The organism is Microbacterium sp. 22242, from assembly GCF_052045495.1.
Lineage (GTDB): Bacteria > Actinomycetota > Actinomycetes > Actinomycetales > Microbacteriaceae > Microbacterium.
On the sequence record NZ_JBQEOZ010000003.1, the window covers coordinates 118,153 to 144,047 of the forward strand.

The 25,895-nt window shown below is 71.2% G+C and carries 22 protein-coding genes; 9 read left to right on the forward strand and 13 right to left on the reverse strand.

Features of this window, described 5'->3' with window-relative positions; translation table 11 throughout:
• Nucleotide 1 precedes the first annotated feature (1 nt).
• The gene (locus ACTJJZ_RS03875; RefSeq protein ID WP_440719861.1) at nt 2-967 is read left to right on the forward strand and encodes an acetylxylan esterase; all 966 of its coding nucleotides are present in this window, start codon (nt 2-4) and stop codon (nt 965-967) included.
• Nucleotides 968-1,053: 86 nt separating this feature from the next.
• Here the strand turns inward: ACTJJZ_RS03875 and ACTJJZ_RS03880 are convergent, their stop codons facing one another.
• Nucleotides 1,054-2,214 (reverse strand): ROK family transcriptional regulator, encoded by a 1,161-nt coding sequence (locus ACTJJZ_RS03880; RefSeq protein WP_440719862.1) that lies wholly within the window; start codon nt 2,212-2,214, stop codon nt 1,054-1,056.
• A gap of 171 nt (nt 2,215-2,385) precedes the next feature.
• On the opposite strand from ACTJJZ_RS03880, the gene xylA reads away from it, so the two are divergent.
• Nucleotides 2,386-3,576, forward strand: a complete 1,191-nt coding sequence (gene xylA, locus ACTJJZ_RS03885) for a xylose isomerase (RefSeq protein WP_440719863.1) — start codon at nt 2,386-2,388, stop codon at nt 3,574-3,576.
• A 123-nt stretch (nt 3,577-3,699) separates the two neighbouring features.
• Complete coding sequence (xylB, locus tag ACTJJZ_RS03890) at nt 3,700-5,007, forward strand: xylulokinase (protein ID WP_440719864.1); 1,308 nt, start codon at nt 3,700-3,702, stop codon at nt 5,005-5,007.
• A gap of 59 nt (nt 5,008-5,066) precedes the next feature.
• Here the strand turns inward: xylB and ACTJJZ_RS03895 are convergent, their stop codons facing one another.
• The 5 genes from ACTJJZ_RS03895 to ACTJJZ_RS03915 all read right to left on the reverse strand — a co-directional run bounded on the left by ACTJJZ_RS03895 (nt 5,067) and on the right by ACTJJZ_RS03915 (nt 10,547).
• Entirely contained in the window at nt 5,067-6,200 is a 1,134-nt protein-coding gene (locus ACTJJZ_RS03895) for a bifunctional 2-methylcitrate synthase/citrate synthase (protein WP_440719865.1), read from the reverse strand.
• A gap of 41 nt (nt 6,201-6,241) precedes the next feature.
• Nucleotides 6,242-7,141 carry a methylisocitrate lyase gene (gene prpB, locus ACTJJZ_RS03900; RefSeq protein WP_440719866.1) on the reverse strand — a complete coding sequence of 300 codons (900 nt, stop codon included), beginning with the start codon at nt 7,139-7,141 and terminating at the stop codon, nt 6,242-6,244.
• 103 nt (nt 7,142-7,244) lie between these two features.
• Nucleotides 7,245-8,789 (reverse strand): MmgE/PrpD family protein, encoded by a 1,545-nt coding sequence (locus tag ACTJJZ_RS03905; RefSeq protein ID WP_440719867.1) that lies wholly within the window; start codon nt 8,787-8,789, stop codon nt 7,245-7,247.
• Complete coding sequence (locus ACTJJZ_RS03910; protein WP_440720061.1) at nt 8,786-9,469, reverse strand: GntR family transcriptional regulator; 684 nt, start codon at nt 9,467-9,469, stop codon at nt 8,786-8,788. Before ACTJJZ_RS03910 ends, ACTJJZ_RS03905 begins: the two co-directional genes overlap by 4 nt.
• Before the next feature lie 97 nt (nt 9,470-9,566).
• Nucleotides 9,567-10,547, reverse strand: coding sequence for an EamA family transporter (locus tag ACTJJZ_RS03915; protein WP_440719868.1), 981 nt, complete (start codon nt 10,545-10,547; stop codon nt 9,567-9,569).
• A gap of 39 nt (nt 10,548-10,586) precedes the next feature.
• Here ACTJJZ_RS03915 and ACTJJZ_RS03920 point away from each other — a divergent pair, with 39 nt between their 5' ends.
• Nucleotides 10,587-11,123: a CGNR zinc finger domain-containing protein gene (locus ACTJJZ_RS03920; RefSeq protein ID WP_440719869.1), complete on the forward strand. Its 537-nt coding sequence runs from the start codon at nt 10,587-10,589 to the stop codon at nt 11,121-11,123.
• A 23-nt stretch (nt 11,124-11,146) separates the two neighbouring features.
• Here ACTJJZ_RS03920 and ACTJJZ_RS03925 read toward each other — a convergent pair whose 3' ends face one another.
• Nucleotides 11,147-12,244, reverse strand: coding sequence for a hypothetical protein (locus tag ACTJJZ_RS03925; protein WP_440719870.1), 1,098 nt, complete (start codon nt 12,242-12,244; stop codon nt 11,147-11,149).
• A gap of 80 nt (nt 12,245-12,324) precedes the next feature.
• Between ACTJJZ_RS03925 and ACTJJZ_RS03930 the strand changes: the two genes are divergently transcribed.
• From ACTJJZ_RS03930 to ACTJJZ_RS03940, 3 genes are all read left to right on the forward strand, one after another.
• Complete coding sequence (locus tag ACTJJZ_RS03930) at nt 12,325-12,774, forward strand: MarR family winged helix-turn-helix transcriptional regulator (protein ID WP_440719871.1); 450 nt, start codon at nt 12,325-12,327, stop codon at nt 12,772-12,774.
• Nucleotides 12,775-12,841: 67 nt separating this feature from the next.
• Entirely contained in the window at nt 12,842-13,909 is a 1,068-nt protein-coding gene (locus ACTJJZ_RS03935) for a PLP-dependent cysteine synthase family protein (protein WP_440719872.1), read from the forward strand.
• Between the two features lie 71 nt (nt 13,910-13,980).
• Nucleotides 13,981-14,508, forward strand: a complete 528-nt coding sequence (locus tag ACTJJZ_RS03940; protein WP_440719873.1) for a glycine cleavage system protein R — start codon at nt 13,981-13,983, stop codon at nt 14,506-14,508.
• 129 nt (nt 14,509-14,637) lie between these two features.
• Here ACTJJZ_RS03940 and ACTJJZ_RS03945 read toward each other — a convergent pair whose 3' ends face one another.
• Both ACTJJZ_RS03945 and ACTJJZ_RS03950 read right to left on the reverse strand, forming a co-directional pair.
• Entirely contained in the window at nt 14,638-15,651 is a 1,014-nt protein-coding gene (locus tag ACTJJZ_RS03945; RefSeq protein ID WP_440719874.1) for an aldo/keto reductase family protein, read from the reverse strand.
• A 145-nt stretch (nt 15,652-15,796) separates the two neighbouring features.
• Nucleotides 15,797-17,590 (reverse strand): DUF4407 domain-containing protein, encoded by a 1,794-nt coding sequence (locus ACTJJZ_RS03950; RefSeq protein ID WP_440719875.1) that lies wholly within the window; start codon nt 17,588-17,590, stop codon nt 15,797-15,799.
• A gap of 193 nt (nt 17,591-17,783) precedes the next feature.
• Here ACTJJZ_RS03950 and ACTJJZ_RS03955 point away from each other — a divergent pair, with 193 nt between their 5' ends.
• Nucleotides 17,784-18,260 (forward strand): SixA phosphatase family protein, encoded by a 477-nt coding sequence (locus tag ACTJJZ_RS03955; RefSeq protein WP_440719876.1) that lies wholly within the window; start codon nt 17,784-17,786, stop codon nt 18,258-18,260.
• 83 nt (nt 18,261-18,343) lie between these two features.
• Here ACTJJZ_RS03955 and ACTJJZ_RS03960 read toward each other — a convergent pair whose 3' ends face one another.
• Nucleotides 18,344-21,982, reverse strand: a complete 3,639-nt coding sequence (locus ACTJJZ_RS03960; protein WP_440719877.1) for an RICIN domain-containing protein — start codon at nt 21,980-21,982, stop codon at nt 18,344-18,346.
• A gap of 223 nt (nt 21,983-22,205) precedes the next feature.
• Nucleotides 22,206-23,456, reverse strand: coding sequence for a 23S rRNA (adenine(2503)-C(2))-methyltransferase RlmN (gene rlmN / locus ACTJJZ_RS03965; RefSeq protein ID WP_440719878.1), 1,251 nt, complete (start codon nt 23,454-23,456; stop codon nt 22,206-22,208).
• Nucleotides 23,457-23,522: 66 nt separating this feature from the next.
• On the opposite strand from rlmN, the gene ACTJJZ_RS03970 reads away from it, so the two are divergent.
• On the forward strand, nt 23,523-24,104 hold the full coding sequence (locus ACTJJZ_RS03970; protein WP_440719879.1) for a ribosomal protein L7/L12: 582 nt from the start codon (nt 23,523-23,525) through the stop codon (nt 24,102-24,104).
• 27 nt (nt 24,105-24,131) lie between these two features.
• Here the strand turns inward: ACTJJZ_RS03970 and ACTJJZ_RS03975 are convergent, their stop codons facing one another.
• Both ACTJJZ_RS03975 and ACTJJZ_RS03980 read right to left on the reverse strand, forming a co-directional pair.
• Nucleotides 24,132-24,974: an SDR family oxidoreductase gene (locus ACTJJZ_RS03975; RefSeq protein WP_440719880.1), complete on the reverse strand. Its 843-nt coding sequence runs from the start codon at nt 24,972-24,974 to the stop codon at nt 24,132-24,134.
• A 50-nt stretch (nt 24,975-25,024) separates the two neighbouring features.
• Complete coding sequence (locus tag ACTJJZ_RS03980; RefSeq protein ID WP_440719881.1) at nt 25,025-25,786, reverse strand: SDR family NAD(P)-dependent oxidoreductase; 762 nt, start codon at nt 25,784-25,786, stop codon at nt 25,025-25,027.
• Nucleotides 25,787-25,895 lie beyond the last annotated feature (109 nt).

A 25,895-nucleotide genomic window follows, 5' to 3' on the forward strand; every position in this document is an offset into this window, starting at 1 on the left:
CGTGCCTCTCACCGACCTGCCCCTCGACGACCTCCGCACCTTCCGCCCGCACGTCGCCGAGCCCGACGACTTCGATGACTTCTGGAGCCGCACGCTCGCCGAGTCCAGGGAACTCGCCGTCGCACCTGAGCGTGCGCCGACTGTCACGCCGATCACCGAGATCGTGGTGGAGGACCTCGCGTTCTCCGGTTTCGGCGGGGAGCGGATCCGCGGCTGGGTGACGCGACCGCGCGGCGAAGGACGCTTCCCCGCCGTCGTCGAGTACATCGGCTACGGCGGCGGGCGCGGCATCCCCGGCGAGCACCTGCGCTGGGCGGCCGCCGGCTACGTGCACGTCCTGATGGACACGCGCGGGCAGGGCGGGACCTGGGGATCCGGCGGCGACACCCCGGATCCGCACGGCTCCGACAGCGCCACCCCCGGCTACATGACCCGGGGCATCACGAGCCGCGAGGAGTACTACTACCGCCGGCTCTTCACCGACGCCGCACTGCTCATCGACGCGGTGCAGGGCTTCCCCTTCGTGGACTCCGGGCGGATCGCGGTGACCGGCGCCAGCCAGGGCGGCGGCATCTCCCTGGCGGCGGCGGGGCTGCACCCGGGCGTGCGCGCCGTCATGCCTGACGTGCCCTACCTCTGCCACTTCCGCCGATCCGTCGAGCTCACGCCGGAGCACCCGTTCCGCGAGATCGAGCGCTACCTCGCCGTGCACCGCGACCGGGTGGACGCCGTGTTCGAGACCCTGTCCTACTTCGACGGGGTGAACTTCGCCCGGCGGATCACCGCTCCTGCGCTGTTCTCGGTCGGCCTGATGGATGCGGTCGTGCTGCCCTCCAGCGTGTTCGCCGCGTACAACCACCTCGCCGCCGAGGACGCGGAGATCGAGGTCTACCCGTTCAACGGTCACGAGGGCGGGCAGATCGCGCAGTGGCTGCGTCAGACGGAGTGGCTCGCCGCCCGGTTCTGACGCGCGAGCGGCACCGTCGTCCGCTGGCCCCCCGGGCCCCCGGCCCCCGGCCCCCGGCTCCCGGCTCCCGGCTCCCGGCTCCCGGCTCAGCCCAGCGGGTCGGCCAGGAGCCGCTCGAACGCGGCGTCGGCGGCGCCGATCAGCAGGCGATCGGCGCCGAGCGCCGCGGTGGAGAACGTGAGATCCTCTGCGGGCGCGGCGAGCGCCCGCAGGCGCACCTCGTCGTCGAAGCCGTGCGGATCGAGATCGCGGAGCGTGCCGAGGAATCCGCCCAGCACGATCATCGACGGGTTCAGCACGTTCACCGCGTTCCCGAGCGTCGCGGCCAGGATCCGACGCTGCCGCGCCACCTCGTCGCGCACCTCCCGGTCCTCGGATACGGCGAGGGCGTCGCGCAGTTCTCGTTCGTCCGGCACCCCGAGGCGTGCCGCCTGCACGAGGCGGGCCCGGTTCACCTCGTCCTCGAGCACCCCGCCCTCGGCGCGTCGATCGGCGGCGTCCGCCACGCTCGCGGCGGTCTGACCCCACTCCCCCGCGTAGCCGCCGATGCCGCCGATGAGCCGGCCGTGCAGGATGAGCCCGCCGCCGATGCCGCTGGCGCCGCCGTTGAGATAGACGACGTCCTCGTGCTCCCGCGCCGCGCCGAACAGCCGTTCCGCGCGCGCGCCGAGCGACGCGTCGTTGCCCACGAAGACGTCGGTCCCCAGCGCCAGGGCGAGCGGACCGGCGAGGTCGGCGTCGCGCCACTCGAGGTGCGGAGCGAGTCGGACCAGGCCGTCGGAGGCCCGCACGAGTCCGGGCACCGCGACGCCGATCCCGGCGATGCGGCATCCGCTCAGCACACCGCTGCGCCAGTCCTCGACCACGCGGGCGACGACCTCGACGACCTCCGCGACGCCCGGCTTCTCCGCCGGGATCCGCACGCGCTCGCGCACGTCGCCGCCCAGCGAGACGGCCCCGAGCTCGATCGCGTCGATCTCGGGGTTGACGCCGATCGCGACGACATCGGGGCTGGGCACGACGACAGGGGACGGGCGGCCCACTCGCCGCGTGGGGTCGGGCTCGCGCTCCTCGACCAGCCCCGCCTCGACCAGCCGGCCCACGAGGTCGGAGACCGTCGAGCGGTTGAGCCCCGTCTCGGCCGTGATGACGGCACGGGATCGCGGACCTTGGTGGTGCACCAGCCGCAGCACCTCGGCGAGATTCGTGCGCCGCACCCCCTCGACGGTCGTGGCGCGTTCGTTCATGCGTCGTCTCGCTTCCTGGACCCGTGGGACTCCAGGCTAGCGATCCCCGCCGCCGAACTCGACGCTGCGCCCCCGCACTGATCCTGCGGTTCCGGGCGTTGCGGCCGCCCGGATCCCCTGATATGTTTTGTGCGACAACATTTCACCGACGTCGCTGAAGGCGGATCCCTCATGTCACTCACCCCCACCCGCGAGGACAAGTTCTCGTTCGGACTCTGGACCGTCGGCTACAACGGCGCCGACCCCTTCGGCGGCCCGACCCGTCCGGCGCTCGACGTCGTGCACGCGGTCGAGAAGCTCGCCGAGCTCGGCGCCTACGGCCTCACGTTCCACGACGACGACCTGTTCGCGTTCGGATCCACGGACGCCGAGCGGCAGACGCAGATCGATCGCCTCAAGGGCGCGCTCGCCGACACCGGCCTGATCGTGCCGATGGTCACCACCAACCTGTTCAGCGCGCCCGTCTTCAAGGACGGCGGCTTCACCTCGAACGACCGCGCCGTGCGCCGGTACGCGCTGCGCAAGGTGTTCCGCCAGCTCGACCTGGGCGCCGAGCTGGGGGCGAAGACCTTCGTGATGTGGGGCGGCCGCGAGGGCGCCGAGTACGACTCGGCGAAGGACATCCGCGCCGCGCTGGAGCGCTACCGCGAGGCGGTCAACCTGCTCGGCGACTACGTGACCGACAAGGGCTACGACATCCGGTTCGCGATCGAGCCGAAGCCGAACGAGCCCCGCGGAGACATCCTGCTGCCCACTCTCGGCCACGCGCTGGCGTTCATCGACTCGCTCGAGCGCCCCGAGCTCGTGGGCCTCAACCCCGAGGTCGGCCACGAGCAGATGGCGGGCCTGAACTTCGCCGCCGGCATCGCCCAGGCGCTGTTCCACGGCAAGCTGTTCCACATCGACCTGAACGGGCAGCGCGGCATCAAGTACGACCAGGATCTGGTGTTCGGCCACGGCGACCTGCACAACGCATTCGCGCTCGTCGACCTGCTCGAGAACGGCGGGCCCGGCGGCGTGCCCGCCTACGACGGCCCCCGCCACTTCGACTACAAGCCGAGCCGCACCGAGGACGAGAACGGCGTGTGGGACTCCGCCGCCGCCAACATGCGCACCTACCTGCTGCTCAAGGAGCGCGCGGCCGCGTTCCGCGCCGACCCCGAGGTGCAGGAGGCGCTGGCCGCCGCCCGCGTCGACGAGCTCGCCACGCCGACCCTGAACCAGGGCGAGACGTACGACGACTTCCTGGCTGACCGCTCCGCCTACGAGGACTTCGACGCGGACGCGTACTTCGGCGGCAAGGGCTTCGGGTTCGTGCGCCTGCAGCAGCTCGCGACCGAGCACCTCCTCGGCGCCCGCTGAGTCCACGCTCGTCATCGACGCCCCCTCCTGGCGCCGACGCCCCCTCGCAGACGCGTTGCTCGGAGGGGGCCTCGATGCCACGGAGGGGCCTCGATACGTAGAACCCCGCGAAAGGAAACTCCCGTGCCGCTCGTGATGGGCGTGGATTCGTCCACGCAGTCCTGCAAGGTCGTGATCGTCGACGCCGGATCCGGATCCGTCGTGCGCAGCGGACGCGCCGCGCACCCCGACGGGACCTCCGTCGACCCTGAGGCGTGGTGGCGGGCGCTGGACGCGGCGATCGCCGACGCCGGCGGGATCGAGGACGTCGAGGCGTGGTCGATCGGCGGGCAGCAGCACGGCATGGTGGCGCTGGACGCCTCCGGATCCGTGATCCGTGACGCGCTGCTGTGGAACGACACCCGCTCCGCGCAGGCCGCCCAGGACCTGATCGCCGAGTTCGGCGCGGCCGAGCTGGCCGCGCGCACCGGGGTCGTCCCCGTCGCGTCCTTCACCATCACCAAGCTGCGCTGGCTGCGCGACGCCGAGCCGGAGAACGCGGCACGGGTCGCGGCCGTCGCACTGCCGCACGACTGGCTGACCTGGCGGCTGCGCGGCTACGGGCCGGCAGGCGCTTCGCCGCTCGGGCCCGTGCTCGAGGAGCTGGTCACCGACCGGTCGGACGCGAGCGGCACCGGTTACTGGAACCCCGCCGACGGATCCTATGACCGCGACCTGCTCGTGGCCGCGCTCGGACACGACGCGATCCTGCCGCGGGTGCTGGATCCCTCGGAGTCGGTGCAGGATCCGGCCGGCCGCCGCGTCGCCCCGGGCGCCGGCGACAACGCCGCCGCCGCCTACGGGCTGGGTGCGGAGCCGGGCGACGTGGTGGTGTCGATCGGCACTTCGGGGACGGTGTGCGCGGTCAGCCGCACGCCGCTCTTCGACGAGTCCGGCACCGTGGCCGGCTTCGCGGACGCGTCGGGCAACTTCCTGCCGCTCGTCGCTACGCTGAACGCAGCCCGCGTGCTCGACGCGACGGCGGCGCTGCTCGGCGTCACGCACGACGAGTTCAGCGAGCTGGCCCTGCACGCCTCCCCCGGGGCGGACGGGCTGACCCTGCTCCCCTACTTCGAGGGCGAGCGCACCCCGAACCTGCCCGACGCGACCGCGTCGCTGAGCGGGATGACGCTGGCGTCGACGACCCGCCCGAACCTCGCCCGCGCCGCGGTCGAGGGCATGCTGCGCGGTCTCGGCGCCGGCCTGGACGCGCTGCGCGCCCTCGACGTCCCACTCGAACGGGCGCTGCTCATCGGCGGCGGCGCGCAGTCCGAGGCCGTCCGCCGTATCGCCCCGGACGTCCTCGGCCTGCCCGTCGAGGTGCCGGAGCCCGGCGAATACGTCGCGCTCGGCGCCGCCCGCCAGGCCGCGGCGGTGCTGCGCGAGAGCTGAGTGCGCAGCGGCAGCCGCGGCCGCGGCGACCCCGGTCGCAGCGACAGCAGGAAGGCCGGTTACGCCTCGACGTGCCGCTCGTCGGGGCCGTCGTAGGCCGAGAGCGGGCGGATCAGGGCGTTCGAGGCGGCCTGCTCCATGATGTGCGCGGTCCAGCCGGTCACCCGCGAGGCCACGAACAGCGGTGTGAAGGTGAGCGTGTCGAACCCGATCAGGTTGTAGGCCGGCCCGGACGGGTAGTCCAGGTTCGGGTGGATCCCCTTGCGGGCCGTGAACTCGTCGGCGAGCGTCGTGTACAGCTCGAGCACCTCGGGACGGTCGTAGTGCTCGACGAGCGAATCGAGCGCGGCCTTCATGGTGGGCACGCGCGAGTCGCCGTTCTTGTAGACGCGGTGCCCGAAGCCCATGATCTTGCGCTTCTCGGACAGCGCCTTGTCGAGCCAGGCCTGGACGTCGGAGGCATCGCCGATCTCGTCGAAGATGTGCAGCACGGCCTCGTTCGCGCCGCCGTGCAGCGGTCCCTTGAGCGCGCCGATCGCACCGACGACGGCCGAGTAGAGGTCGCTGAGGGTCGAGGTGATCACCCGGGCCGTGAACGTGGAGGCGTTGAACGAGTGCTCCGCGTACAGGATCATCGACTGGTTGAACGCGTCCACGACGACCGGATCCGGCTCCTCACCGAAGGTCATCCAGAGGAAGTTCGCGGAGTAGTCCAGGTCGTCGCGGGGGGCGACGATGTCCTCGCCGCGGCGGCGGCGCTGCCCGTACGCGACCATCGCCGGCAGCGCGGCGAACAGCCGGACGCTGCGGTCGAGGTTCTGCTCCGGCGTGCCGCTCGCGTCCAGGACCGATCCGGATCCGGTCGCGTCCGAGGCGCCCAGCAGACTCACCGCGGTGCGGAGCTCGTCCATCGGGTGCGCCTCGACGGGCACCAGGTCGATCGCCGCCTTGACGTTGTCGGCGAGCGCGCGGTGCTGCCGCTCGGCCGCACGCAGGTCAGCCAGCTGCTCCGCGGTGGGAAGCTCGCCGTTCCAGAGCAGGTAGGCGACCGCCTCGAACGGCTGGGTCGCGGCGAGCTCCTGCACGGGGTAGCCGCGGTACAGCAGCGAGTTCGTGTCGGGGTTGACCTTCGAGATCGCCGTCGTGTCGACGACGACGCCCGCGAGGCCCTTCTTGATGTCGGGGTCGCTCATGATGCTGCTCCTTCGCAATGCCTGGGGTCGCTGTTGCGCATTCACTTCTCGATGGTGAAGGTGAAGACGTTCGTGTCGAAGTGGTTGTAGGACTCGTAGTCGATGAGGTCGTACAGATCCGCCCGGTGCTGCATCTCGCCGAGCTTCGAGGTCAGCCGCCCCTCGTCGTTCAGGGTATCCAGCGCACGGCCGGTCGCACCCATCGCGATCCGCAGCATCGAGACCGGCCAGATCACGATGCTCACCCCGGCGTCCTTCAGCTGCGCGGTGGTGAACAGCTCGCTCTTGCCGAACTCGGTCATGTTCGCGAGGATCGGCACGTCGAGCTCCGAGGCCATCCGCTCGAACTCGGAGAGCTCGCGCATGGCCTCGGGGAAGATCGCGTCAGCCCCGGCGTCGGCAAGAGCCTTCGCGCGGTCGACGGCCGCATCCATCCCCTCGACCGCGCGGATGTCGGTGCGCGCCATGATCAGGAAGTTCGGGTCCCGCCGGGCGTCGACCGCCGCACGGATGCGCTTGGTCGCGGTGGACTCGTCGACCACGGCCTTGCCGTCCAGGTGGCCGCAGCGCTTCGGGTTGATCTGGTCCTCGACGTGCGTGCCGGCGAGCCCTGCGTCCTCGAGCGTCTGGATCGTGCGGGCCACGTTCATCGGCTCGCCGAAGCCGGTGTCGGCGTCGATGATGGCCGGCAGTTCGGTCATCCGGGCGATCTGCTGCCCGCGGCCGGCGACCTCGGTGAGCGTGGTGAGGCCGATGTCGGGCAGACCGAGGTCCGCGGAGAGCACGGCTCCCGAGATGTAGACCCCGTCGAAGCCCTTCCGCTCGATGAGCCGGGCGGAGAGCGGGTTGAACGCGCCGGGGAAGCGCAGCAGCTCCCCCGCGGCGAGCCGCTCGCGCAGGATCCGGCGCTTCTCGGCGGCCGGAGTGGCGGCGTACAGCATGGTCAGTCTCCCTTCGGTGTGTCGAACTCAGTCGGATCGAGCCGATCGGCGGCGATACGCGCCGCAGAGCGCCACATCGACTGAGTTCGGAACACGGTCGAACTCAGAACAGGCCCTTGGGCGCGGGCGCCATCGCGAGCCCGCCGGGGCCGGCGACGATCGACAGCTCCGCGACCTCCGCGGCCGTCAGCTCGGGCAGTCGCTGCACGAGGGCGAGGAAGCGCTCGATCTCGGCGGGCTCGAGCACCGGCTCGGTGAGGGTGCGGAACTTGCGGATGTAGTCCTCGCGCGCGAACGGGCGGGCGCCGAGAGGGTGTGCGTCGGCGACCGCGATCTCGTCCGTCACGGTCTCGCCGTTCGCGAGGCGGATCTCGACCCGTCCGCCGAACGCCTTCTCCGCCGGGTCGATCGAGTGGTACCGACGGGTCCACTCCGGATCCTCCGCCGTGGTGATCTTGTGCCAGAGCGCCACGGTGTCCTCGCGCTGCGCGCGCTCGGGCGTGTAGGAGTCCACGTGGTGCCAGGTGCCGTCCTGCAGGGCGACCGCGAAGATGTACGGGATCGAGTGGTCGAGCGTCTCCCGGGACGCCTGCGGATCGTACTTCTGCGGGTCGTTCGCGCCGGATCCGATCACGAAGTGCGTGTGGTGGCTGGTGTGGATCACGATCGAGTCGATGTCGGCCCACTGATCCGGTCCCTGAGCCTGTCGAAGGGCGGGACGCTCGTCATGCAGCTTGCGGGCGAGGTCGATCCACGCCTGGGCCTGATACTCCGCCGAGTGCTCCTTGGTGTACGTGTCGAGGATCGCGCGCTTGGGTTCGCCGTTGGCCGGGAGGGGCACCTCGTAGGAGGCGTCGGGCCCGTCCAGCATCCACGCGATGACCCCGTCCTCGCCCTCGTAGATCGGGCTCGGCGAGGTCTCGCCGCGCATCGCCCTGTCCACGGCCTCGACCGCCATCTTGCCGGCGAAGGCCGGGGCGTGCGCCTTCCACGTGGAGATCTCGCCCTTGCGGCTCTGCCGGGTCGCGGTGGTGGTGTGCAGCGCCTGGCCGACGGCCTGGTAGATGGTCTCGACGTCGAGGCCGAGCAGCGTGCCGATGCCGGCCGCCGCGGACGGACCGAGATGGGCGACGTGGTCGATCTTGTGCGCATGCAGGCTGATCGCCTTGACCAGGTCGACCTGGATCTCGTAGCCCGTCGCGATGCCGCGCACCAGCGCGCGCCCGTCGCATCCCGCGTGCTGCGCGACGGCGAGGATCGGCGGGATGTTGTCGCCCGGATGCGAGTACTCGGCGGCGAGGAAGGTGTCGTGGTAGTCGAGTTCGCGCACGGCCACGCCGTTCGCCCACGCGGCCCACTCCGGGCTGGTGCGGCGCTCGAGCGGGCAGCCGAAGATCGTGGATCCGGATCCGTTCACCGAGACCGGGTGGTCCAGCGCCTGCTGCCGGGCGGCGCTCACCGGCGCGCGGGTGAGCGAGGCCGCGGCGACCGCGGCGTTGTCGATCAGGCGGTTGATGATCATGTCGACGACGTCGGCGTCGACGTCGACCGGGTCGGCGGCGATCTCGGCGATGCGCCAGGCGAGCTGTCCCTCCCGGGGGAGCTGCTCGTCGCTGCGGTGCACGCGGAGGTGGTGGTTCACGGTCATGCGCTGGCCTTCTTTCCGGGCGGGTTGGTGCTGCTGTCGGGATCGGCGCCGGCGAGCGAGTCCAGGATGCTCGCCAGCGCGTTGTGCAGGTGGACGTGGGTGGCGTGCGCGGCGAGGTCGCCGTCGCCGGATCCGATCGCCTCGGCGATCAGCTGGTGCTCGCCTGCGCTCGCGGCGAGGCGGGCGGGCTTGTCGCGCGCCATCCGGCGCACCCTGACGAGGTGGGTGCGCACGGTGCGCAGCGCGGCGCTGAGGTAGTCGTTGCCGACGGCGGCGTCGAGCGCCTCGTCGAAGCGGTCGAGGAGCGCGTAGTACCGGGTGCGGCCCTCGTCGTCGCCGAGCGCTTCGGCCGCGTCTGCGAAACGGGCGGCGAGCTCGGCGAACTCCGCGCGCTCCTCCGCGCCGGCGGCGGCGCGCGCCGTGGTCTCCTCGAGCGCGCGGCGCAGCACGAACAGATCACGGATGTCGTCGGCGTCGATCGCCGCGACCACGGTGATGCGCGGCGAGAGCTGCTCCACGAGCCCGTCCGCGGCCAGGCGGCGCAGCGCCTCGCGCAGCGGAGTGCGGCTGACGCCCAGCCGCTCGGCCTGCTCGACCTCGGCGAGCACGGCGCCGGCGGGGAGGGACCCGGACTGGATCTCCTCGAGCAGGGTGCGGTAGGCGAACTCTCCGGCCCGCATGCCCTCCGCCACGATGCTCATGCCGCCAGTGTATACACAAAATCACCCGGTAGGCTATCTTCCCGGCGCCGACTCTCCCTTCGTATACATTGACGGGTCAGTGCACCGTCGCCACCGGCTCCGTGAGGACCTCGCGATCCGCGCCGTCGGCCGCCGGCTCGCCGAGTTTGACGAGCACGACGCCGATGAGCACGAGCACGCCGCCGAGGGCCTGCACCACATCGGGCAGCTGCCCCAGGAACAGCCACCCGAACAGCAGCGCCGCGATCACCTCGGAGAGCGCCACGAACGACGCGAAGCGCGATCCCAGCCTGCGCGTGGAGACGATGCCGAGGACGTAGGCGAGGGCCGTGGCGATGACGCCGACGCCGAGCACGGGCACGAACCACGGCAGAAGGCCGAACCGGTATGCGACATCGTGGGTGTTCCACACCATCGGCAGGATCCCCGTCGCGCCGGCGACGCTCAGGCCGACGGCGCCGATCAGCAGGCCGAGGCCGGCGAGCGCGATCGGCGGCAGACCGGTCTCGTCCTTGCCCGAGAGCAGGAAGTACGTCGCGGCACCGACCATCGCACCCAGCGCCCAGAGGAGCCCGACGGGATCGAGCCTGGCGCCCGTGAAGATCTCGAGCATGAGCACCAGGCCGAGGAAGGCCAGGGCGGCGCCGAGCAGACCGCGACGCCCGGGACGCTCTCCGCGCCGCACCCACAGCCACAGCACGACGGCGATGGGTGCCGTGTATTCGATGAGCAGCGCGATGCCCACGTCCATGACGGCGACCGCCTGGAAGAAGCACAGCTGCGCCGCGGTGACGGCGAGCAGGCCGTAGACGAGGACCAGTCCGGCGTTCTTCCGCACCGCGCCCCAGCATCCGCGCAGGGCGAGCAGCGTCGGCACGAGCAGCACGAGCGCGGCCACCCACATGCGCACGGTGACGGCGGCCCCCGGGCTCCAGCCGGCATCCATGAGCCCGCGCGCCCAGGCGCCGCTCATCCCGAAAGAGAGTGCCGCACCGATCGCGAAGACGAGGCCGGAACGAACGCCGACGGAACGGGTGTCATTTGCCACGCTGCTCACGACATGTGACGCTACCCGCCGGCGCTGTAAGCTGTCAACATGATCTTCACCGATGACACCGAGGACACCCTCCGGGCCGCTGTCTGGCTCGTGAACTCGGCGGAGGATCCCGATGCGCTCGTCTCCCTGAGCGACGAGGCGGTGTTCCTCGGACAGTTCGGCTACACGGGGCGGATCGACCGCGACCAGCGGGAGCTCGCCGGACTGCGCGAGATCCGGCCGCAGCTGCGCACCATGCTCCTCGCCCCCCGCGACGACATGGCCGTCGCCGTCAACCACGCCCTGGCCGGCGTCACCCTGACTCCGCGCCTCACCCGCCATGGCGCGCTGGACTGGCACCTGCACGCGATCGCGGACGACGCGCCTCTCGCCGAGCGCGTCCTGGTGGAGACCGCGATGGCACTGATCGACGTCATCCGCGCCGAGGAGGGATCCCGCATCTCGGTGTGCGCGGACGACTCCTGCGACGCGGTCGCGCTCGACCTCTCCCGGAACCGCTCCAAGCGCTACTGCTCCACGGCGTGCGCGAACCGCAACGCGGTCGCCGCCTACCGGGCCCGCCGCGCCGGGGCCTGACGCCTGGCCGGATCTCCAGTCCCTCAGCCGGCGACGACGAGATCCGTCTCGGCGCTCTGCGCATCGCGCGTCTCGTCGGCGAGGGCCCGCCGGGAGCGCTCCGCGATCATCGAGACGGCGATGAGCGCGAGCCCGGCGACGGCCCACAGCGACAGCCGGAGCGCGTCGAAGCCGATGTTCTGACCGGGGAAGTAGGTGAGGTTCCGCGCCGCGTCGAGCCAGGCCGCGCCGTTCCAGAAGCTGTTCAGCGCGGAGAAGATCGGCGGCGCGAGCGACGCGGGGTAGACACCGCCCGAGCTGGTGAAGTTCAGCATCACGAAGAGCATGGTGAGGATCGGGGTGGTCCACTTGCCGAGGAACGGGTGCAGCCCGATCCCGATCGAGACGATCCCGAAGACGTAGAGCGCGCCGAGCAGCCAGATGTTCCACTCGTTCCCGTTCAGCGCGTGATAGACGCCTCCGGCGATGACGACGCCGATGGCGGAGATCACCAGCGCGACGACCGCGCCGATGCCGATCCGCCAGCCCGCAGCGAGCTTCGCGGTGGCGGCGGCGATCGCGACCGCACTCGCGTAGGCGCCGACGCTCAGCGCCACGAGCAGGAAGAACAGCGTCTGACCACCCGGATCCTGTGCGGTGCCGGGGCGCACATCGACGACCTCGACGGGCAGGTGCTGCTGGTACGCGAGCGGGAGGAACACGGTCTGCGCGACCGACGCCCCCGCCTCGGACGCCGCCTTCGACACGTACAGGGTCGCGTGCGTGCCGTCGACCGCGTACGCCGCCACGATCTTCTGCTCCACGATGAGTCGCTTGGCGTCCGCTGCGTCGGCGACCGTGCGCACGGCGAGCTTGCCATCGGCCCTGTCGTTCATGGCCTGTGCGAACACAGACGTCTGCGGCCCCTCTCCCACGACCGCGACGGGGACGTGGTTCGGGGACGGGGCGTGGAACGCACCGAGGTAGGCGAACGCCATGCCCACGGCCAGGAACAGCGGAATCATCAGGTGCGCGCCGATCGACCGCCACGCGGCCGCAGACGGGATCCTCGACGACGGCCGCGGCCGGCTCTGGGTCATGGCTCGCAGGACGGGTGGGACGGAATGCTGCTCGGCGGGCATCGGGCCTCTTCTCTCATGTTGCACTATGCATCTTACATCTGCATGTTGCACTGCGCAACGGTTGCTCGTAGAGTGGTGCCATGTCCTCGGAACCGCCGCCGGCCGCTCGCGTCGCCGCGATCGAGCGCGTGCACACCGCGCTGACGACGATCGCGCGGCGCGGCTCGGCACGCGTCCGCCGGGACACCCCGGTATCGCCGGTGGATCAGTCGCTGCTGCGCCTGCTCGCCGACCACCCCGGCGCCCGCGCCGTCGACATCGCCGAGCACTTCGGCTTCAACCGATCGACCGTGTCGAGGCAGATCGGATCCCTGGCGGCCGCCGGCCTGATCGAGGAGGTCGCGGACGGCCAGAGCGGATCCCGCCGCGGTCAGCCGCTGCGCCTCTCCCCCGCCGGGGAGCGCCTGCTCGCCGAGCGCGCCGACGAGATCCGCGCCGTCACCGCAGCCCGGATGAAGCAGTGGTCCCCTGAGGAGATCGCCGTGTTCGCCGCCCTCCTCGAGCGCTACAACGACGGCCCCGAGGTCTGACCCCGCCGCGTTCGCGTCGCCGCTGCCGCCCCCGCGTCCTCACGCCGCCCCGGCTACCCTCGAGAGCATGACCTCCGACTGGACCGGATCCGCGATCGCCTTGCTCGAGGCGGATGCGAACCGCAGCGCCGACACCCATCTGCACGTGTTCCCGCTGCCGGCCGAGTGGGGCATCGACCTGTACCTCAAGGACGAGTCCGTGCACCCCACCGGCTCCCTCAAGCACCGTCTGGCCCGGTCGCTGATCCTGTACGGGCTGGTGAACGGCAGGATCCGCGAGAACACGACCCTGGTGGAGGCGTCGAGCGGCTCGACCGCCGTCTCCGAGGCGTACTTCGCCCGCATGCTCGGACTGCCGTTCGTGACCGTCGTGCCGCGCTCCACGAGCCAGGAGAAGATCGATCTCATCGAGTTCTACGGCGGCAGCTGCCACTTCGTCGACTCCTCACCGGAGATGGCGCCGGAGGCCGAACGCCTCGCGGCGGAGTGCGGCGGGCACTTCCTCGACCAGTTCACGTACGCCGAGCGCGCGACGGACTGGCGTGGCAACAACAACATCGCCGAGAGCGTGTTCAGCCAGCTCGAGCACGAACGGCATCCGGTCCCGAGCTGGATCGTGGTCGGCGCCGGCACCGGCGGCACCAGCGCCACGTTCGGCCGGTACGTGCGCTACCGCCGTCACCACACCCGCATCGCCGTGGTGGACCCGGAGGGCTCGGCGTTCTACGAGGGCTGGCGCACGGGGGATCCGTCGGTGACGACCGGCTGCCAGAGCCGGATCGAGGGCATCGGGCGCCCCCGCGTCGAGCCCTCGTTCGTGCCCGGCGTGATCGACGAGATGTTCCCGGTGCCGGATGCCGCCTCGGTCGCGGCGATCCGCCTGCTGCGCAGCCGCACGCTGCACTGGGCCGGCGGATCCACCGGCACGAACCTCGTCGGCGCGTTTCAGCTGATCGCCAGGATGCGCGCCCGTGGCGAGCAGGGCAGTGTCGTCACGCTCATCTGCGACAGCGGCACACGCTACCTCGACACGTACTACTCCGACGAGTGGGTCGCCGCGCAAGGCTGGGACCTCGCACCGCATCGCGCGCGCATGGAGCGCTTCCTCGCCTCCGGGGAGTGGACCGAGGACTGATCGACCGGGGACGGGCCGGGCCGCGGCGATCCGTGGGTGACCACCCGGCGCGCGAAAGCTACGCTGGCCGCATGACCACGCTCATCCTCACCGTCGTCGGATCCGACCGCCCTGGCCTCGTCGCCACCGTCGCGCACATCGTCGGCGAGCATGGCGGGAACTGGGAGAACAGCCGGCTGGCCGAGCTGGCGGGAACGTTCGCCGGCGTGATCCAGGTGTCGGTGCCGGTCGATCGCGTGGAGGAGCTGCGCGCGTCCCTGCACGGGCTGGACGGGCTCATGACGATCGCGGTGCACCCGGGGACCGGGACGGGATCCGCCGCGGTCGCCGCTCACGCCGGAGAGCACCGCCTGATCTCGGTCCAGGTGCTCGGCAACGATCGTCCCGGCATCGTGCGGGAGATCTCGGCCGTGCTGAACGCGCACGCCCTGAGCATCGAGAGCATGACCAGCGAGACCCGTGACGCCGCGATGGCCGGCGGCCGGCTGTTCGAGGCGTCGGTGGTGGCGACCGTGCCCGCGGCCGCGGATCCGGCCGCCCTGCGCGCAGACCTCGAGCGGATCGCGAACGACCTCCAGGTCGACATCACGATCGACTGATCCCGCCGACCGGCGGACGGCAACGGCCGCACCGTTCTCAGGAGGAATCTTCACCGGAAGCCCGTGTTGACGTGCACACGGGCGTCGGCGTCGAATCCATCCTGAGAACGGTGAAAGCGCGGAGCCGCCTCAGACCAGCCGCTGCTTCGGGGAGACCTCGTAGGTGTCCGCCGGGTCGGCGTTGACGACCGAGCCGAGCGCCTGGTCGATCGCGGCGAGCGTGTCGGCGTCGAGCACGACTCCGGACGCCTTGACCGTGTCGGCGAGCTGCTCCGGACGGGAGGCGCCGACCAGCGCCGCCGCCACGTTCTTGTTCTGCAGCACCCACGCGATCGCGAGCTGCGGCATCGTCAGCCCCGCCTCGGCGGCGATCGGCTTCAGCCGCTGCACGGCCTCGAGGATGTCGTCCTGCAGGAGGCGCTGGATGAACTGCGCACCCGAGTGCGGATCCGTCGCCCGCGACCCCTCCGGCACCGGCTGACCGGGCAGGTACTTCCCGCTCAGCACGCCCTGCGCCATCGGCGACCAGACGATCTGCGAGATCCCGAGCTCCTCGGACGCGGGGACGACCTTGCCCTCGATCACGCGGTGCAGCATCGAGTACTGCGGCTGGTTGGAGATGAGCTGCACGCCGAGCTGCGACGCGAGCGCATGCCCCTCGCGGAGCTGCTCGGCCGTCCACTCGGACACGCCGATGTAGAGCGCCTTGCCCTGACGGACGACGTCGGCGAACGCCTGGAACGTCTCCTCGAGCGGTGTCTCGTAGTCGAAGCGGTGCGCCTGGTAGAGGTCGACGTAGTCGGTGCCGAGGCGCTTCAGCGATCCGTTGATCGACTCCAGGATGTGCTTGCGGCTGAGGCCGGTGTCGTTCGGGCCCTTGGGGCCGGTCGGGAAGTAGACCTTGGTGAAGATCTCCAGGCTCTCCCGGCGCTGGCCCTCCAGCGCCCTGCCCAGCACGACCTCCGCGGCGGTGTTCGCATAGGTGTCCGCGGTGTCGAACGTGGTGATGCCGGCGTCCAGCGCGGCGTGCACGGTCTTGACGGCGGCGTCGTCCCCGACCTGCGAGGCATGGGTGACCCAGTTGCCGTAGGTGATCTCGGAGACCTTCAGACCGCTGTTGCCCAGGTATCGATAGTTGACCATGACTCCAGCGTAAGCGTGTCCGGTCACAGTCGGCCGGCGGGAGAGGGAACATCGGCAGAACGCCCGTCGCATTCCGTCACACGGAGCGCCGCGGCCCGATGGGCGCGGTCGCGGGTCAGACCCGGGCGACCTCCGGCCTCGCGGGTCAGACCCTGGCGACCTCTGGCCGAGCCGCGGGTCCGGCGGTCGGGTGCGTGAACGCGGGGTCCGGGTGCGCCGAGGCCGGGGACGGATGCGCTGATGCGGCGCCGGGGTGGGCGGGAACCGGCCAGGACGACACGGCGGGCGGAGCCGGGGCGGTGTGCGCCGTCGGCGCGGCCGCGGCAGGGGTCGTCTCGGGACGGGCGTCCGCTGCGGCGGCCGTGACCTCCGCCTCGTGCGCGTCGGCGAACGCGCGCTCCTTCGCCTCCTCGGCGATGATCGCGGCACGGTCGCGGTATCCGCGCGAGGTGACGCGGTCGAGCTCGACCTGCTTCGCGATCGCCTCGGCCTTCTCGTACAGCGACGGGTCGCCGTAGCTGGTGAGGATCTTCACGATCACCGGCAGCAGCTCGATCATGAAGAACAGCGCCGCGATCAGCCAGTGCGCGAAGCCGAGCACGGGCTCCTTGGCGGAGAGCCGGTCGAGCGCGGAGATCTGGCTCAGCAGCCCGATCGCGTTCGCGTTGGTGCCGGCCACGGAGGCGGCGCGGGCGTTGTAGGCGTCGAGGGCGGTCTTGTACGCCTGCTCGGCGGTGGGGAGCTGATCCTTCGCCTGGGTGCGGTTCTGCGCCTCGGACGCGGAGGTCGCGGTCTTCGACGAGCTGTCCGCGGACTGCAGGTCGGTGTTGGCCTGGCGCAGCTGTGCGGCGAGCGCGTCGTAGGTCTGCTGGGCCTGGTCGAGCTGCGCCTTCGCGGCATCGGAGCTGGCGCCGTTGCCCTGCACCCCGGTGCAGCCGGGCACGGTGCCGGCGCCCTGGCCGGTGAGCTCGCACTGGTAGAGCGCACGGGCCTGGTCGATGACCTTCTGCTGATCGGCCATCTGCGAGGTGACCTTGCTCACGGTGTCCTGCGCGGCCTTCTGCGAGGCGGAGTCGCTCGACGTGCCCTTCACGATGCCGGTGGCGGCCTGGTTCTGCAGGTCGGCGAGGCGCTGCGACGCGGCGTCGAGCGCCTTCTTCTCCGGCCCGTTGGCGACGGCCTTCTGGTCGCCCTGCGCCTGGGCCAGGTTGGTCGTGGTGACCTCGCGGGCGATGTCGTTGTGGAACGCCTGCAGCACGATCGGCTCCGCGACGACGAAGCCGATGATCGCGGCCATCAGCACACGCGGGATGGCCAGGCCGATGAGGCGGCCGATCTTGCGCGTGGAGCGCATGGTGGAGGTCAGGAAGCGGTCCAGGTTGAAGATCAGCAGCGCCCACACGATCGCGAGCGGCGCGGCGATCCAGACCAGCACCTGCACGCCCGTGGTGAGCGCGAACAGCATCGACAGCGCCGAGACCAGGGCGGTGCCGGCGAGCACGAAGAACATCTGCACGAAGCGCGGCTGTTCGCTGGGCACGCGATCCAGGATCGGACCGTCGGCGCCGCCGAGGATCGCGAGCTTGCGCAGGAACCAGCCGTCGGGACGGGGCGGGCGCGGCCGCTTCGCGGGCTTCGGCGGCTTCGGCGCACGGCGCGGGCGCGGGACGGCGACCGGCTCCGGAGCGGCGGCGGGCTCAGGGGCGGCGACGAGCGCGGGCACGGTCACGGGCTCCGCCGCAGCGGCCGGCTCGGGCGCACGGGGCGGCGCGATCGGGGCGGTCGCGGCCTCGCTGATGAAGGGGTCGTCGACCTCGTCGATCGGCGCCGTGGCACCCTCGGGCGTGTAGTCGCGCACGAAGTAGAGCGGGTCCTCGATCGTGCTCGCGGGGTCGTTCTGTCCATCGACGTCGAAGGAGATCCGGCCCTGGGAATCCATGCGGCCGGGTCTGTGAGCGGAATAGGACATCCCTCCACGGTACGAAAAGCCGCCTGAGCAACCGATGCACGAACCCTGGAAGCGAGCCCAGCGGATCCGAGGCGGCGGCTATGGACCGTGCGGCACGACCCCTCCGCGCGCGCCGATTCCGATCGCGCGTGCGCTCCCGTCTCCGCGCTGGCACGCTGTGACCATGAGGATCCTGCTGCTGGCACGCCACGCCAAGTCCGACTGGGACGTGGCGGACCTGCGAGATCACGACCGTCCCCTGAACGCCCGCGGTCGTCGCGATGCCCCCGTGATGGCACGGCGCCTGCGCGACGAGGGTGTCGGGTTGCAGCGCATCGTGTCGAGCACCGCGACTCGTGCGCACGCCACGGCCGACGCGTACGCGGCCGCGTTCGGCCTCCCGGTGCTCGAGGATCCCGCCCTCTATGCCGCCTCCGCGGGCACCGTCCTGGCGATCGCCGCGGGTCTCCCCGACGAGGTCGAGGTCGCGATGCTGGTGGGCCACAATCCCGGGATGGCCGACGCGGTGGCAGAGCTCACCGGATCCTTCGTGGAGTTCCCGACCTGCGCCGTCGCCGAGTGCGAGGTCGACGTGAACGCGTGGGGCGAGCTCATCGAGGGATCGGGGCGGCTGCGGCGACTGCGCACCCCGAGCCGGTGACGATCCGGGGAGAGCGATCGAGAGCGACGAGGGCGGGGCGACCCGACTGTTCGGATCGCCCCGCCCCGGCACTGCCCGTCGCGCTAGTTCGCGCTCGCCGTCCAGCGCTGGCTCGTGGCCGCGGTGTCGGCGCGCTGCACCACCTTCCCGTCGGGATCGGCGGTGAGACTCAGCCCGGAGTTCTTGTTCGCGAGCTTCAGCGCACCGTTCGCATCCTTCGAGAGGACCCATGTCTGGTTGTCGGTGCCTCCACAGGGATACTGGCCCACCAGCGCACCCTCGGTCGTCGAGCTCGAGAACACGTCGACGCAGTAGCCGCTGGACGCGTTCTTCACCGTGTACTCGCTGCCGCCGAGCCGTGTCACCACCCACTTCTGGCTGGCGTCCCCGGCGGCTGCCGGGACCACCGTCAGCTGCGCGGTGTCGGTGCCGGGCGCGGTCAGCAGGCCGCCGCCCGAGCCGACCGAGAGGGCGTACTGACCGTCCGCGATCGGCGGCGGGACGATCGCCTCGGTGCCCACCGTCAGCGCGAACACGTGCACCGAGGCGTTCCCGGGCAGCGTGACCGCCACGACCTGCTTGCCCGCATCGACCTCGACCGTGTTCGTGTACAGGCGGTACTCCGTCGTCGGATAGGCCGGACCCGTCGCGGTGTTCTTGCCCTTCGTCACCACGGCGACCTTCGCCCCGTAGGCGGTGGTCGACAGGCAGCACCAGTTCGGCAAGCCGAGGTTCCCCGCGCTCGTCGAACCGTCGGCGTAGTGCACGGTCACGGCGTCGGTCGCGGATCCGCTCGTGCCCGTGCCGAGCACCGCGAGCACGTTGCCCTGCCCGCTGACCGGGACGGTCCGCGCCCCGCCGGCGACGTTGTCCGCGGTGCCCGGCGGCACGTCCGGCATCGTGAACGAGAAGCCGTTCGCGGCCACCGTCGCCCCGCGGCCCGCACCCGCCGCCGCCAGTCGCTCGGCGATCAGGCTCGAGCCGCCGCCGTCGATGTTCGCGGCGGTCGGGTCGTCCTGCGCGCTGATGCCGGTGTTGTTGAACGCGGCGGCCAGGCTGGCGTAGGCGACCGTCGTCTGCGCCTGCGCGCCCACCGTCCATGGCGCCGACCGCACGGTGTACGCCACCTGCGCCGACACCGTCTGCGCACCGGGCGAGGCCGACTCCGGCACCGACACCGTGAACGGCACCGTGAAGGTCGCGCCGTCCGGCACCAGAGTGCTCGTCGTCGCGTCCGTCGCCGCGGCCGTCCAGCCCTGCGGCAGCTGCAGCGCCGTCGAGGTGACCTTGAGGTCGGCGCCCGTGTGGTTGGTCGCCGTGACCGTCGCCTTCGTCGTGCCGCCCGCGATGCTCAGCGCGTCGACGGAGAGTGACGCGTCCACCGCGCGGTTCTCCGGGTGCACCCCGCCGACCGCCGTCGATCCGGTGATGTCGACGGCGAAGGAGGATCCGGTCGACCGGGAGTCGGTCTGGATGCTGAGCACCCCGGCCGCCTGGTCGTAGAAGTACCCCTGCCCCTTGTCGAGAGCGGCGGCGGAGGACGCCTGGTCGAGCTTGGATCCGGCGACGCGCACCGTCGACGGAGCGGTGTCGGTGTGCACCGACAGCCGGTAGCTGCGCGCCGAGGGCTTGCCCGGGTAGTCGCCCGAGAGCGCGCCCACGGAGACGCTGATCTGGCCGCTGCCGGAGTCGGGCGCCGTGACGGACAGCTTCTGCGTGGCGTTCTTCCCGTCCTCGCCGGCCTGGGAGCGGCCGTCGTCCTCGTAGAGGGAGAACGACGACGAACCCTGGGGGTAGACATCGACGTCGAGCCGTCCGGCCTTCTTGCCGGCCGCCCAGTCGAGCGTGCCCTGCGGGAACATCGGGACGACGGCGCCCGCCTTGACGAACAGCGGCAGCCGGTCCAGCGGTGCCGCGTAGCCGTCGACCGTGGTCGGTCCGGTGAAGGTGCGTCCGCTCCAGTAGTCCACCCACGTGCCCTTCGGCAGGTAGATGCCGTCGCGCACGGTCGTGTCCGAGTACACCGGCGCCACCAGGAAGCTGTCGCCGGCGAGGAACTCGTACTTCGCCGTGTCGCCCCAGGTGTTCGGGTCGTCCGGGTAGTCGACGTACAGCGGCCGCGTGGATCCGAGACCCGTGGCGTGCGCCTGCGCCTGATACGTGTACAGGTAGGGCAGCAGCCGCTCGTGCAGCGCCAGATAGTCGCGGTTGATCGTCGTGTACGGCTCGCCGTACCGGTACGGCTGCTTGTCGGAGGACGCCCATCCGCTCATCGCGTACGTGGTCGGCAGGAACATCTTCCACTGCAGGTCGCGCGTGTAGGTGTCCGCGCTGCCGCCGAAGATCCCGTCGATGTCGCCGGTCGAGTTCGGCTGGCCGGACATCGTGGTCCCCGCATAGGTCGGGATCTGCCACTTGATGTAGTCCCAGCTGCCGGACTGGTCGCCGCTCCACACCGCGCCGCAGCGCTGCGTGCCCGCCCAGCCCTCGATCGTGAGGACGGTGGAGCGGTCGGTCGTGTTGTCCTCGATGCCGCTCTTCGCCTTCTCGCAGGCGGAGAGCGCGAACCGGTAGCCGGGTCCGACCCAGGCGACGTCGGTCTTGCGGACGCGGACCCCCGCCTGCACCTCCTCCTTCTGATTCGTGAGATCGCTCTGCGTCCACAGCCCGAGCTCGGAGGAGTGATCCTGCAGCATGTCGTGCACCTGCGGCAGCTGCTCGTACCCGCAGCCGTAGCCGTCGTTGACGAGCATCCACCCGAGGGGCATGTCGTTCTGCTGGTAGCCGTCCGCGATCGCGGTGGATCCCGGCAGCGTGTGCCGCTCGCCGCGGTTGGCGTTGTGCAGGTAGCAGTCGGCGTCGCCGATCTCCATGCCGTACATCGGCAGCATCGCGGGACGGCCCGTCAGCTTCGTGTAGTCGTCGAGCACCGCCCGGGTGTCGCCGACGAAGTAGTAGGCGTCGAAGCGCTGCTCGCCATGCGTCGTCGCGACCGGGTCGCCGAAGCTGTAGCTGCCGGGCGCGAACGTGTCGCGCAGCACCCCGTAGCCGTTGCTGGACAGGTAGAACGGCGCCGCGTTGGGGTTGCCTCCGTCATTCCAGTTGTAGTCGCGCGAGATCGCGATCGTCTGGTCGCGGTGCGAGAAGCGGCCGTTCTGCATGCCGCCGCCGAAGAACTGCTCGCTCGCGCCACGGCTGAGGTGCTGCGTCATTCCCGCCGCGTTCCAGCTCAGTGGCGCCGTCTCGGCCCACAGGGTCTTGCCGGTCGCATCCTTCAGCGACATCGTGAGCGGCGACCTGGACACGCTCAGCGTCGCCTTGGGCGTCGTGACGTTCCAGCCGTCCGCGGTCGTGGCGATGGAGCTGCCGGCGTGGCCGCCGAGATCGCCCACGACGATCTTGGCCGCCGGGTCGCTCGGGTCGCTCGGCGCGTCGTTGGCTGGATCCGTGAACGTGCCGGTGGGGGCCAGCTCGACCCGCACCGAGTCGGCGCTCTCGAACGTGACGCGGAGGCGCGCCTCCCCGGCCGTGAACGTGTAGGCGTCGCCGTCCTGCTGGACGGCGGTCGCATCGCCGAGCGACTGGTCGCCGGCGGCCGCAGCCGGGCTCGCCGGCAGCGCGACGAGGGCGCCGAACACGCACACCGCGGCCGCGATCGCAGCCCACCATCGTCGGCGCACCGAGTCGTCGAGAGCGACGGGAAGCTGTTTCATCGAAGTCATCGCACACCTCTCGGTAGCCGGCGAGGACGTCGGTGTCCTCGCCGGAAATGCTCGAATCTGCTTGTTATGTGCAGGTTTACGACACTAACGAACAGGATCGCGGCGCCACAAGCACCGAACAGACTCGAACATCACGGGGCGCTGCCATCGCGTGGGGTGGCGGGGATCAGGCTGGACGGACTCGGGCTCGGCCCGGCGGCTGACTGGCTCGGCCGGATCGCGCTCAGGCCATGGCGGCCGCGGCGGCCTCGTCCTCGGTGGTGGCGACGAGCTGCCCGCAGGCGCCGTCGATCTCCTTGCCGCGGGTGTCGCGCAGCGTGGTCGGGATGCCGGCGTCGTTCAGGCGGCGGACGAACTCGTCCTGCACGTCCTTCTCCGAGGCGGTCCAGATGGATCCCGGAGTCGGGTTCAGCGGGATCGGGTTCACGTGCACCCAGCCACGGCCGCGCGCGTTGAGCTTCTCCGCGAGCAGGTCGGCGCGCCAGGGGTGGTCGTTCATGTCCTTGATGAGCGCGTACTCGATCGAGACGCGCCGGCCGGTCTTCTCGAAGTAGCGGCGCGCGGCGTCGAGGGCCTCGTCGACCTTCCAGCGCGAGTTGACCGGGATGAGCTCGTCGCGCAGCTGGTCGTCCGGCGCGTGCAGGGAGAGCGCGAACGTGACCGGGATGTCCTCGTCGGCGAGCTTGTTGATCGCCGGCACCAGGCCGACGGTCGAGACCGTGATGCCGCGAGCGCTCATGCCGAGGCCGTCCGGCTGAGGGGCGACCATGCTGCGCACCGCGTCCATCACGCGCTTGTAGTTCGCGAGCGGCTCACCCATCCCCATGAACACGATGTTGCTCACTCGCTCCATGGAGTGGTCGTCGGCCTTCTTGCCGCCGAGGCCGCCCTCCGCGATGAGGCGGTTCGCGCGCACGATCTGCTCGACGATCTCGGCCGTCGACATGTTGCGGGTGAGGCCCGCCTGGCCGGTGGCGCAGAACGGGCAGTTCATGCCGCAGCCTGCCTGGCTCGACACGCACAGCGTGATCCGGCCGGGGTAGCGCATGAGCACCGACTCGACGAGCGCACCGTCATGCAGCCGCCAGAGGAACTTGATCGTGTCGCCGCGGTCGGTCTCGAGGCGCCGCACTTCGGTGAGCAGCGGCGGCAGCATCCCGGCCACGAGCTCGTCGCGCTGCGCGGCGGGCAGATCCGTCATGTGCGCCGGATCCGAGGTGTAGTGCGTGAAGTAGTGGGTGGCGAGCTGCTTGGCGCGGAACCCGGGAAGCCCGAGCTCCTTCACCTTCTCGATGCGCTCGGCCGGCGTGAGGTCGGCGAGGTGCACGGGCGGCTTGCCACGGCGCGGGCTGGCGAACTGCAGCAGCGGGCGCCCCTCGGCGTCCTTCTTCTGCGTCCAGCCCTCGGTGGCGGGGCGCACCTGGGTGCGCTTCGAGGGCGCGCCGGAGCGCGTGGACGCAGGGGTTTCGGACATGTCCTCCAGGGTAGGGCCTGCAAGGTGCGAAGGGGCTGGGCACCCCCGCGTCCGTAGGCTGGCGACATGGACTTCTGGATCTGGATCCTGCTCGCCGTCGCGGTCGTCGCGCTGGTGCTCACGGTGATCGGCGTGTCCCGCACGATCCGCCCGAAGCCGCCGGAGCCGCTCGGCGCGATCGGGGACCCTGCGATGCTCGCGGACCCGGCGACGCTCGTGGATCCCGCGACGCTCACGCCGTCGGCCGTCGGCACGGCGGATCCGCTGCCGGCCGCCGTCATCGCGCAGATCGACGCCCTGGTGGCGAAGCAGCAGCCGATCACGGCGATCAAGGTGCTGCGGGAGCATTCCGGGCTCTCCCTGCGCGAGGCGAAGGACCAGATCGACGCATGGGTGCCGTCCGCGCCCGGCACCGTCGACGCGGTCCCCGTGTCGCTGGTCCGATCCGACACTCGTCCTGCCGGCGCACCGTGGTACGCGGGCGGGCTGCCCGTCGCCGACGCGATGGCGCGGCTCGCCCCCGACGTGCGCGCCGAGATCGGCGGCCTGATCGCGGCGGACCAGAAGATCGCCGCGATCAAGCTGCTCCGCGAGGCGACCGGTCTGGGCCTCGAGGATTCCAAGGACGCCGTCGAGTCCTGGCGCTGATCCGGACGCTCCGGGAGGGATCCGCCGTCAGTCCAGGAAGATGTCCGGGAAGAGCTGGTCGTCGGGCGTTCCCGGCACGGCGGCGTACCCGGAGAAGTCGGTGACGCCGTCGGCCTCGAGCACGTCCTCCACGATGAGCGTCTGGCCGGTGTACTCGCGGGCCGGCTTGGTGAGCACGGCGTAGGCGGCGTCGGCGTAGACCTCGGGCGTGCGGCTGGCCTTCATCATGCGGTCGCCGCCGAGCGCGAACTGCACGGCGGCGGTGGCGATCGTGGTGCGCGGCCACAGGGTGTTCGCGGCGATGCCGTCCTTCGCGAACTCGGCCGCAAGACCCAGCGTCGCCATGGTCATGCCGTACTTCGCGAGCGTGTAACCGGTGTGCGCGCCCAGCCAGCGGGGGGTGAGGTTGAGCGGCGGCGACAGCGACAGGATGTGCGGGTTCGGGGCGTCCTTGAGCACGGGCACGGCGGCGCGGGACAGCATGAACGTGCCCCGCACGTTCACGTCCTGCATCAGGTCGTACTTCTTGGCGGCCAGATCCAGGGATCCGGACAGGTCGATCACGCTCGCGTTGTTGACGACGATGTCGATGCCGCCGAACTCGCCCTGCGTCTTCATGACGGCGTCGATCACGCTCTCGTCGTCGCGCACGTCGCCCACGATCGCGAGCGCCTGTCCGCCCGCGGCGCGGATCTGCTCGGCCGCGGTGTGGATCGTGCCCTCGAGCTTCGGGTGCGGGGTGTCGGTCTTGGCGAGCAGCGCGATGTTCGCGCCGTCGGCCGCCGCGCGCAGCGCGATGGCGAGGCCGATGCCGCGGCTGCCGCCGGACATCAGGATGGTCTTGCCCGCGAGGGGCTTGTCGTCGGTCATGTCTTCCTCGGTTCGTGGGTCGAGCTGGCGTTCCCGTGGGTGAGCGGGGACTACTTCGGTGCCATCCGGATCGCGCCGTCGAGGCGGATCGTCTCGCCGTTCAGGTACCCGTTCTCGATGATCTGCTGCACGAGCGACGCGTATTCATCCGGCCGGCCGAGGCGTGCCGGGTAGGGCACCTGCTCGCCGAGCGAGTCCTGAGCGGCCTGCGGCAGGCCGGCCAGCATCGGGGTCTCCATGATGCCAGGGGCGATCGTGCACACGCGGATGCCGTAGCGGGCGAGCTCGCGGGCGATCGGCAGGGTCATCGCGTGCACGCCGCCCTTCGACGCGGAGTAGGCGGGCTGGCCGATCTGCCCGTCGAACGCGGCCACGCTCGCGGTGTTCACGATCACGCCGCGGTCGCCGTCGTCGGTGGGATCGTTCGCGGAGATCACCGCTGCGGCCTGGGAGATCACGTTGAACGTGCCCATCAGGTTGATCCGGATGATCCGCTCGAACGCGGCGAGGTCGGCGGGGTTGCCCTCGCGGTCGAGCACCTTGGCGGGCGGGGCGATCCCGGCGCAGTTGACGACGATGCGCAGGGGAGCCGCGTGCTGCGCAGCGGCGACGGCGGCGGAGACCTCGTCGGCGCTGGTGACGTCGGCCGGGGCGAAGACGCCGCCCAGCTCGGCCGCGATCTCGACGCCCTTCGAGGAGGGCAGGTCGACGATCGTGACGGTGGCGCCGGCCGCGGCGAGGCGGCGCGCCGTGGCGAGGCCGAGCCCGCTGGCGCCGCCCGTGATGAGGGCTCCCGATCCCTGGATCTGCATGCGTGTTCTCCTTTGAAACGGCGATGTTCCTGCGAAAGGTGCAACTGAGTCTCAGCCTACGTGACTCTGCGTCTCACCGATGTCCGAAATCATGGCTCGCTCCCGGGAC

What these genes read in the sequence shown, in the direction of transcription:
- ACTJJZ_RS03880 (WP_440719862.1), bottom strand. Translation starts at nt 2,214, where the DNA reads ATGAACGAACGCGCCACGACCGTCGAGGGGGTGCGGCGCACGAATCTC.
- xylA (WP_440719863.1), top strand. Translation starts at nt 2,386, where the DNA reads ATGTCACTCACCCCCACCCGCGAGGACAAGTTCTCGTTCGGACTCTGG.
- ACTJJZ_RS03895 (WP_440719865.1), bottom strand. Translation starts at nt 6,200, where the DNA reads ATGAGCGACCCCGACATCAAGAAGGGCCTCGCGGGCGTCGTCGTCGAC.
- prpB (WP_440719866.1), bottom strand. Translation starts at nt 7,141, where the DNA reads ATGCTGTACGCCGCCACTCCGGCCGCCGAGAAGCGCCGGATCCTGCGC.
- ACTJJZ_RS03905 (WP_440719867.1), bottom strand. Translation starts at nt 8,789, where the DNA reads ATGACCGTGAACCACCACCTCCGCGTGCACCGCAGCGACGAGCAGCTC.
- ACTJJZ_RS03910 (WP_440720061.1), bottom strand. Translation starts at nt 9,469, where the DNA reads ATGCGGGCCGGAGAGTTCGCCTACCGCACCCTGCTCGAGGAGATCCAG.
- ACTJJZ_RS03920 (WP_440719869.1), top strand. Translation starts at nt 10,587, where the DNA reads ATGATCTTCACCGATGACACCGAGGACACCCTCCGGGCCGCTGTCTGG.
- ACTJJZ_RS03925 (WP_440719870.1), bottom strand. Translation starts at nt 12,244, where the DNA reads ATGCCCGCCGAGCAGCATTCCGTCCCACCCGTCCTGCGAGCCATGACC.
- ACTJJZ_RS03930 (WP_440719871.1), top strand. Translation starts at nt 12,325, where the DNA reads ATGTCCTCGGAACCGCCGCCGGCCGCTCGCGTCGCCGCGATCGAGCGC.
- ACTJJZ_RS03935 (WP_440719872.1), top strand. Translation starts at nt 12,842, where the DNA reads ATGACCTCCGACTGGACCGGATCCGCGATCGCCTTGCTCGAGGCGGAT.
- ACTJJZ_RS03940 (WP_440719873.1), top strand. Translation starts at nt 13,981, where the DNA reads ATGACCACGCTCATCCTCACCGTCGTCGGATCCGACCGCCCTGGCCTC.
- ACTJJZ_RS03945 (WP_440719874.1), bottom strand. Translation starts at nt 15,651, where the DNA reads ATGGTCAACTATCGATACCTGGGCAACAGCGGTCTGAAGGTCTCCGAG.
- ACTJJZ_RS03950 (WP_440719875.1), bottom strand. Translation starts at nt 17,590, where the DNA reads ATGGATTCCCAGGGCCGGATCTCCTTCGACGTCGATGGACAGAACGAC.
- ACTJJZ_RS03955 (WP_440719876.1), top strand. Translation starts at nt 17,784, where the DNA reads ATGAGGATCCTGCTGCTGGCACGCCACGCCAAGTCCGACTGGGACGTG.
- ACTJJZ_RS03960 (WP_440719877.1), bottom strand. Translation starts at nt 21,982, where the DNA reads ATGACTTCGATGAAACAGCTTCCCGTCGCTCTCGACGACTCGGTGCGC.
- rlmN (WP_440719878.1), bottom strand. Translation starts at nt 23,456, where the DNA reads ATGTCCGAAACCCCTGCGTCCACGCGCTCCGGCGCGCCCTCGAAGCGC.
- ACTJJZ_RS03970 (WP_440719879.1), top strand. Translation starts at nt 23,523, where the DNA reads ATGGACTTCTGGATCTGGATCCTGCTCGCCGTCGCGGTCGTCGCGCTG.
- ACTJJZ_RS03975 (WP_440719880.1), bottom strand. Translation starts at nt 24,974, where the DNA reads ATGACCGACGACAAGCCCCTCGCGGGCAAGACCATCCTGATGTCCGGC.
- ACTJJZ_RS03980 (WP_440719881.1), bottom strand. Translation starts at nt 25,786, where the DNA reads ATGCAGATCCAGGGATCGGGAGCCCTCATCACGGGCGGCGCCAGCGGG.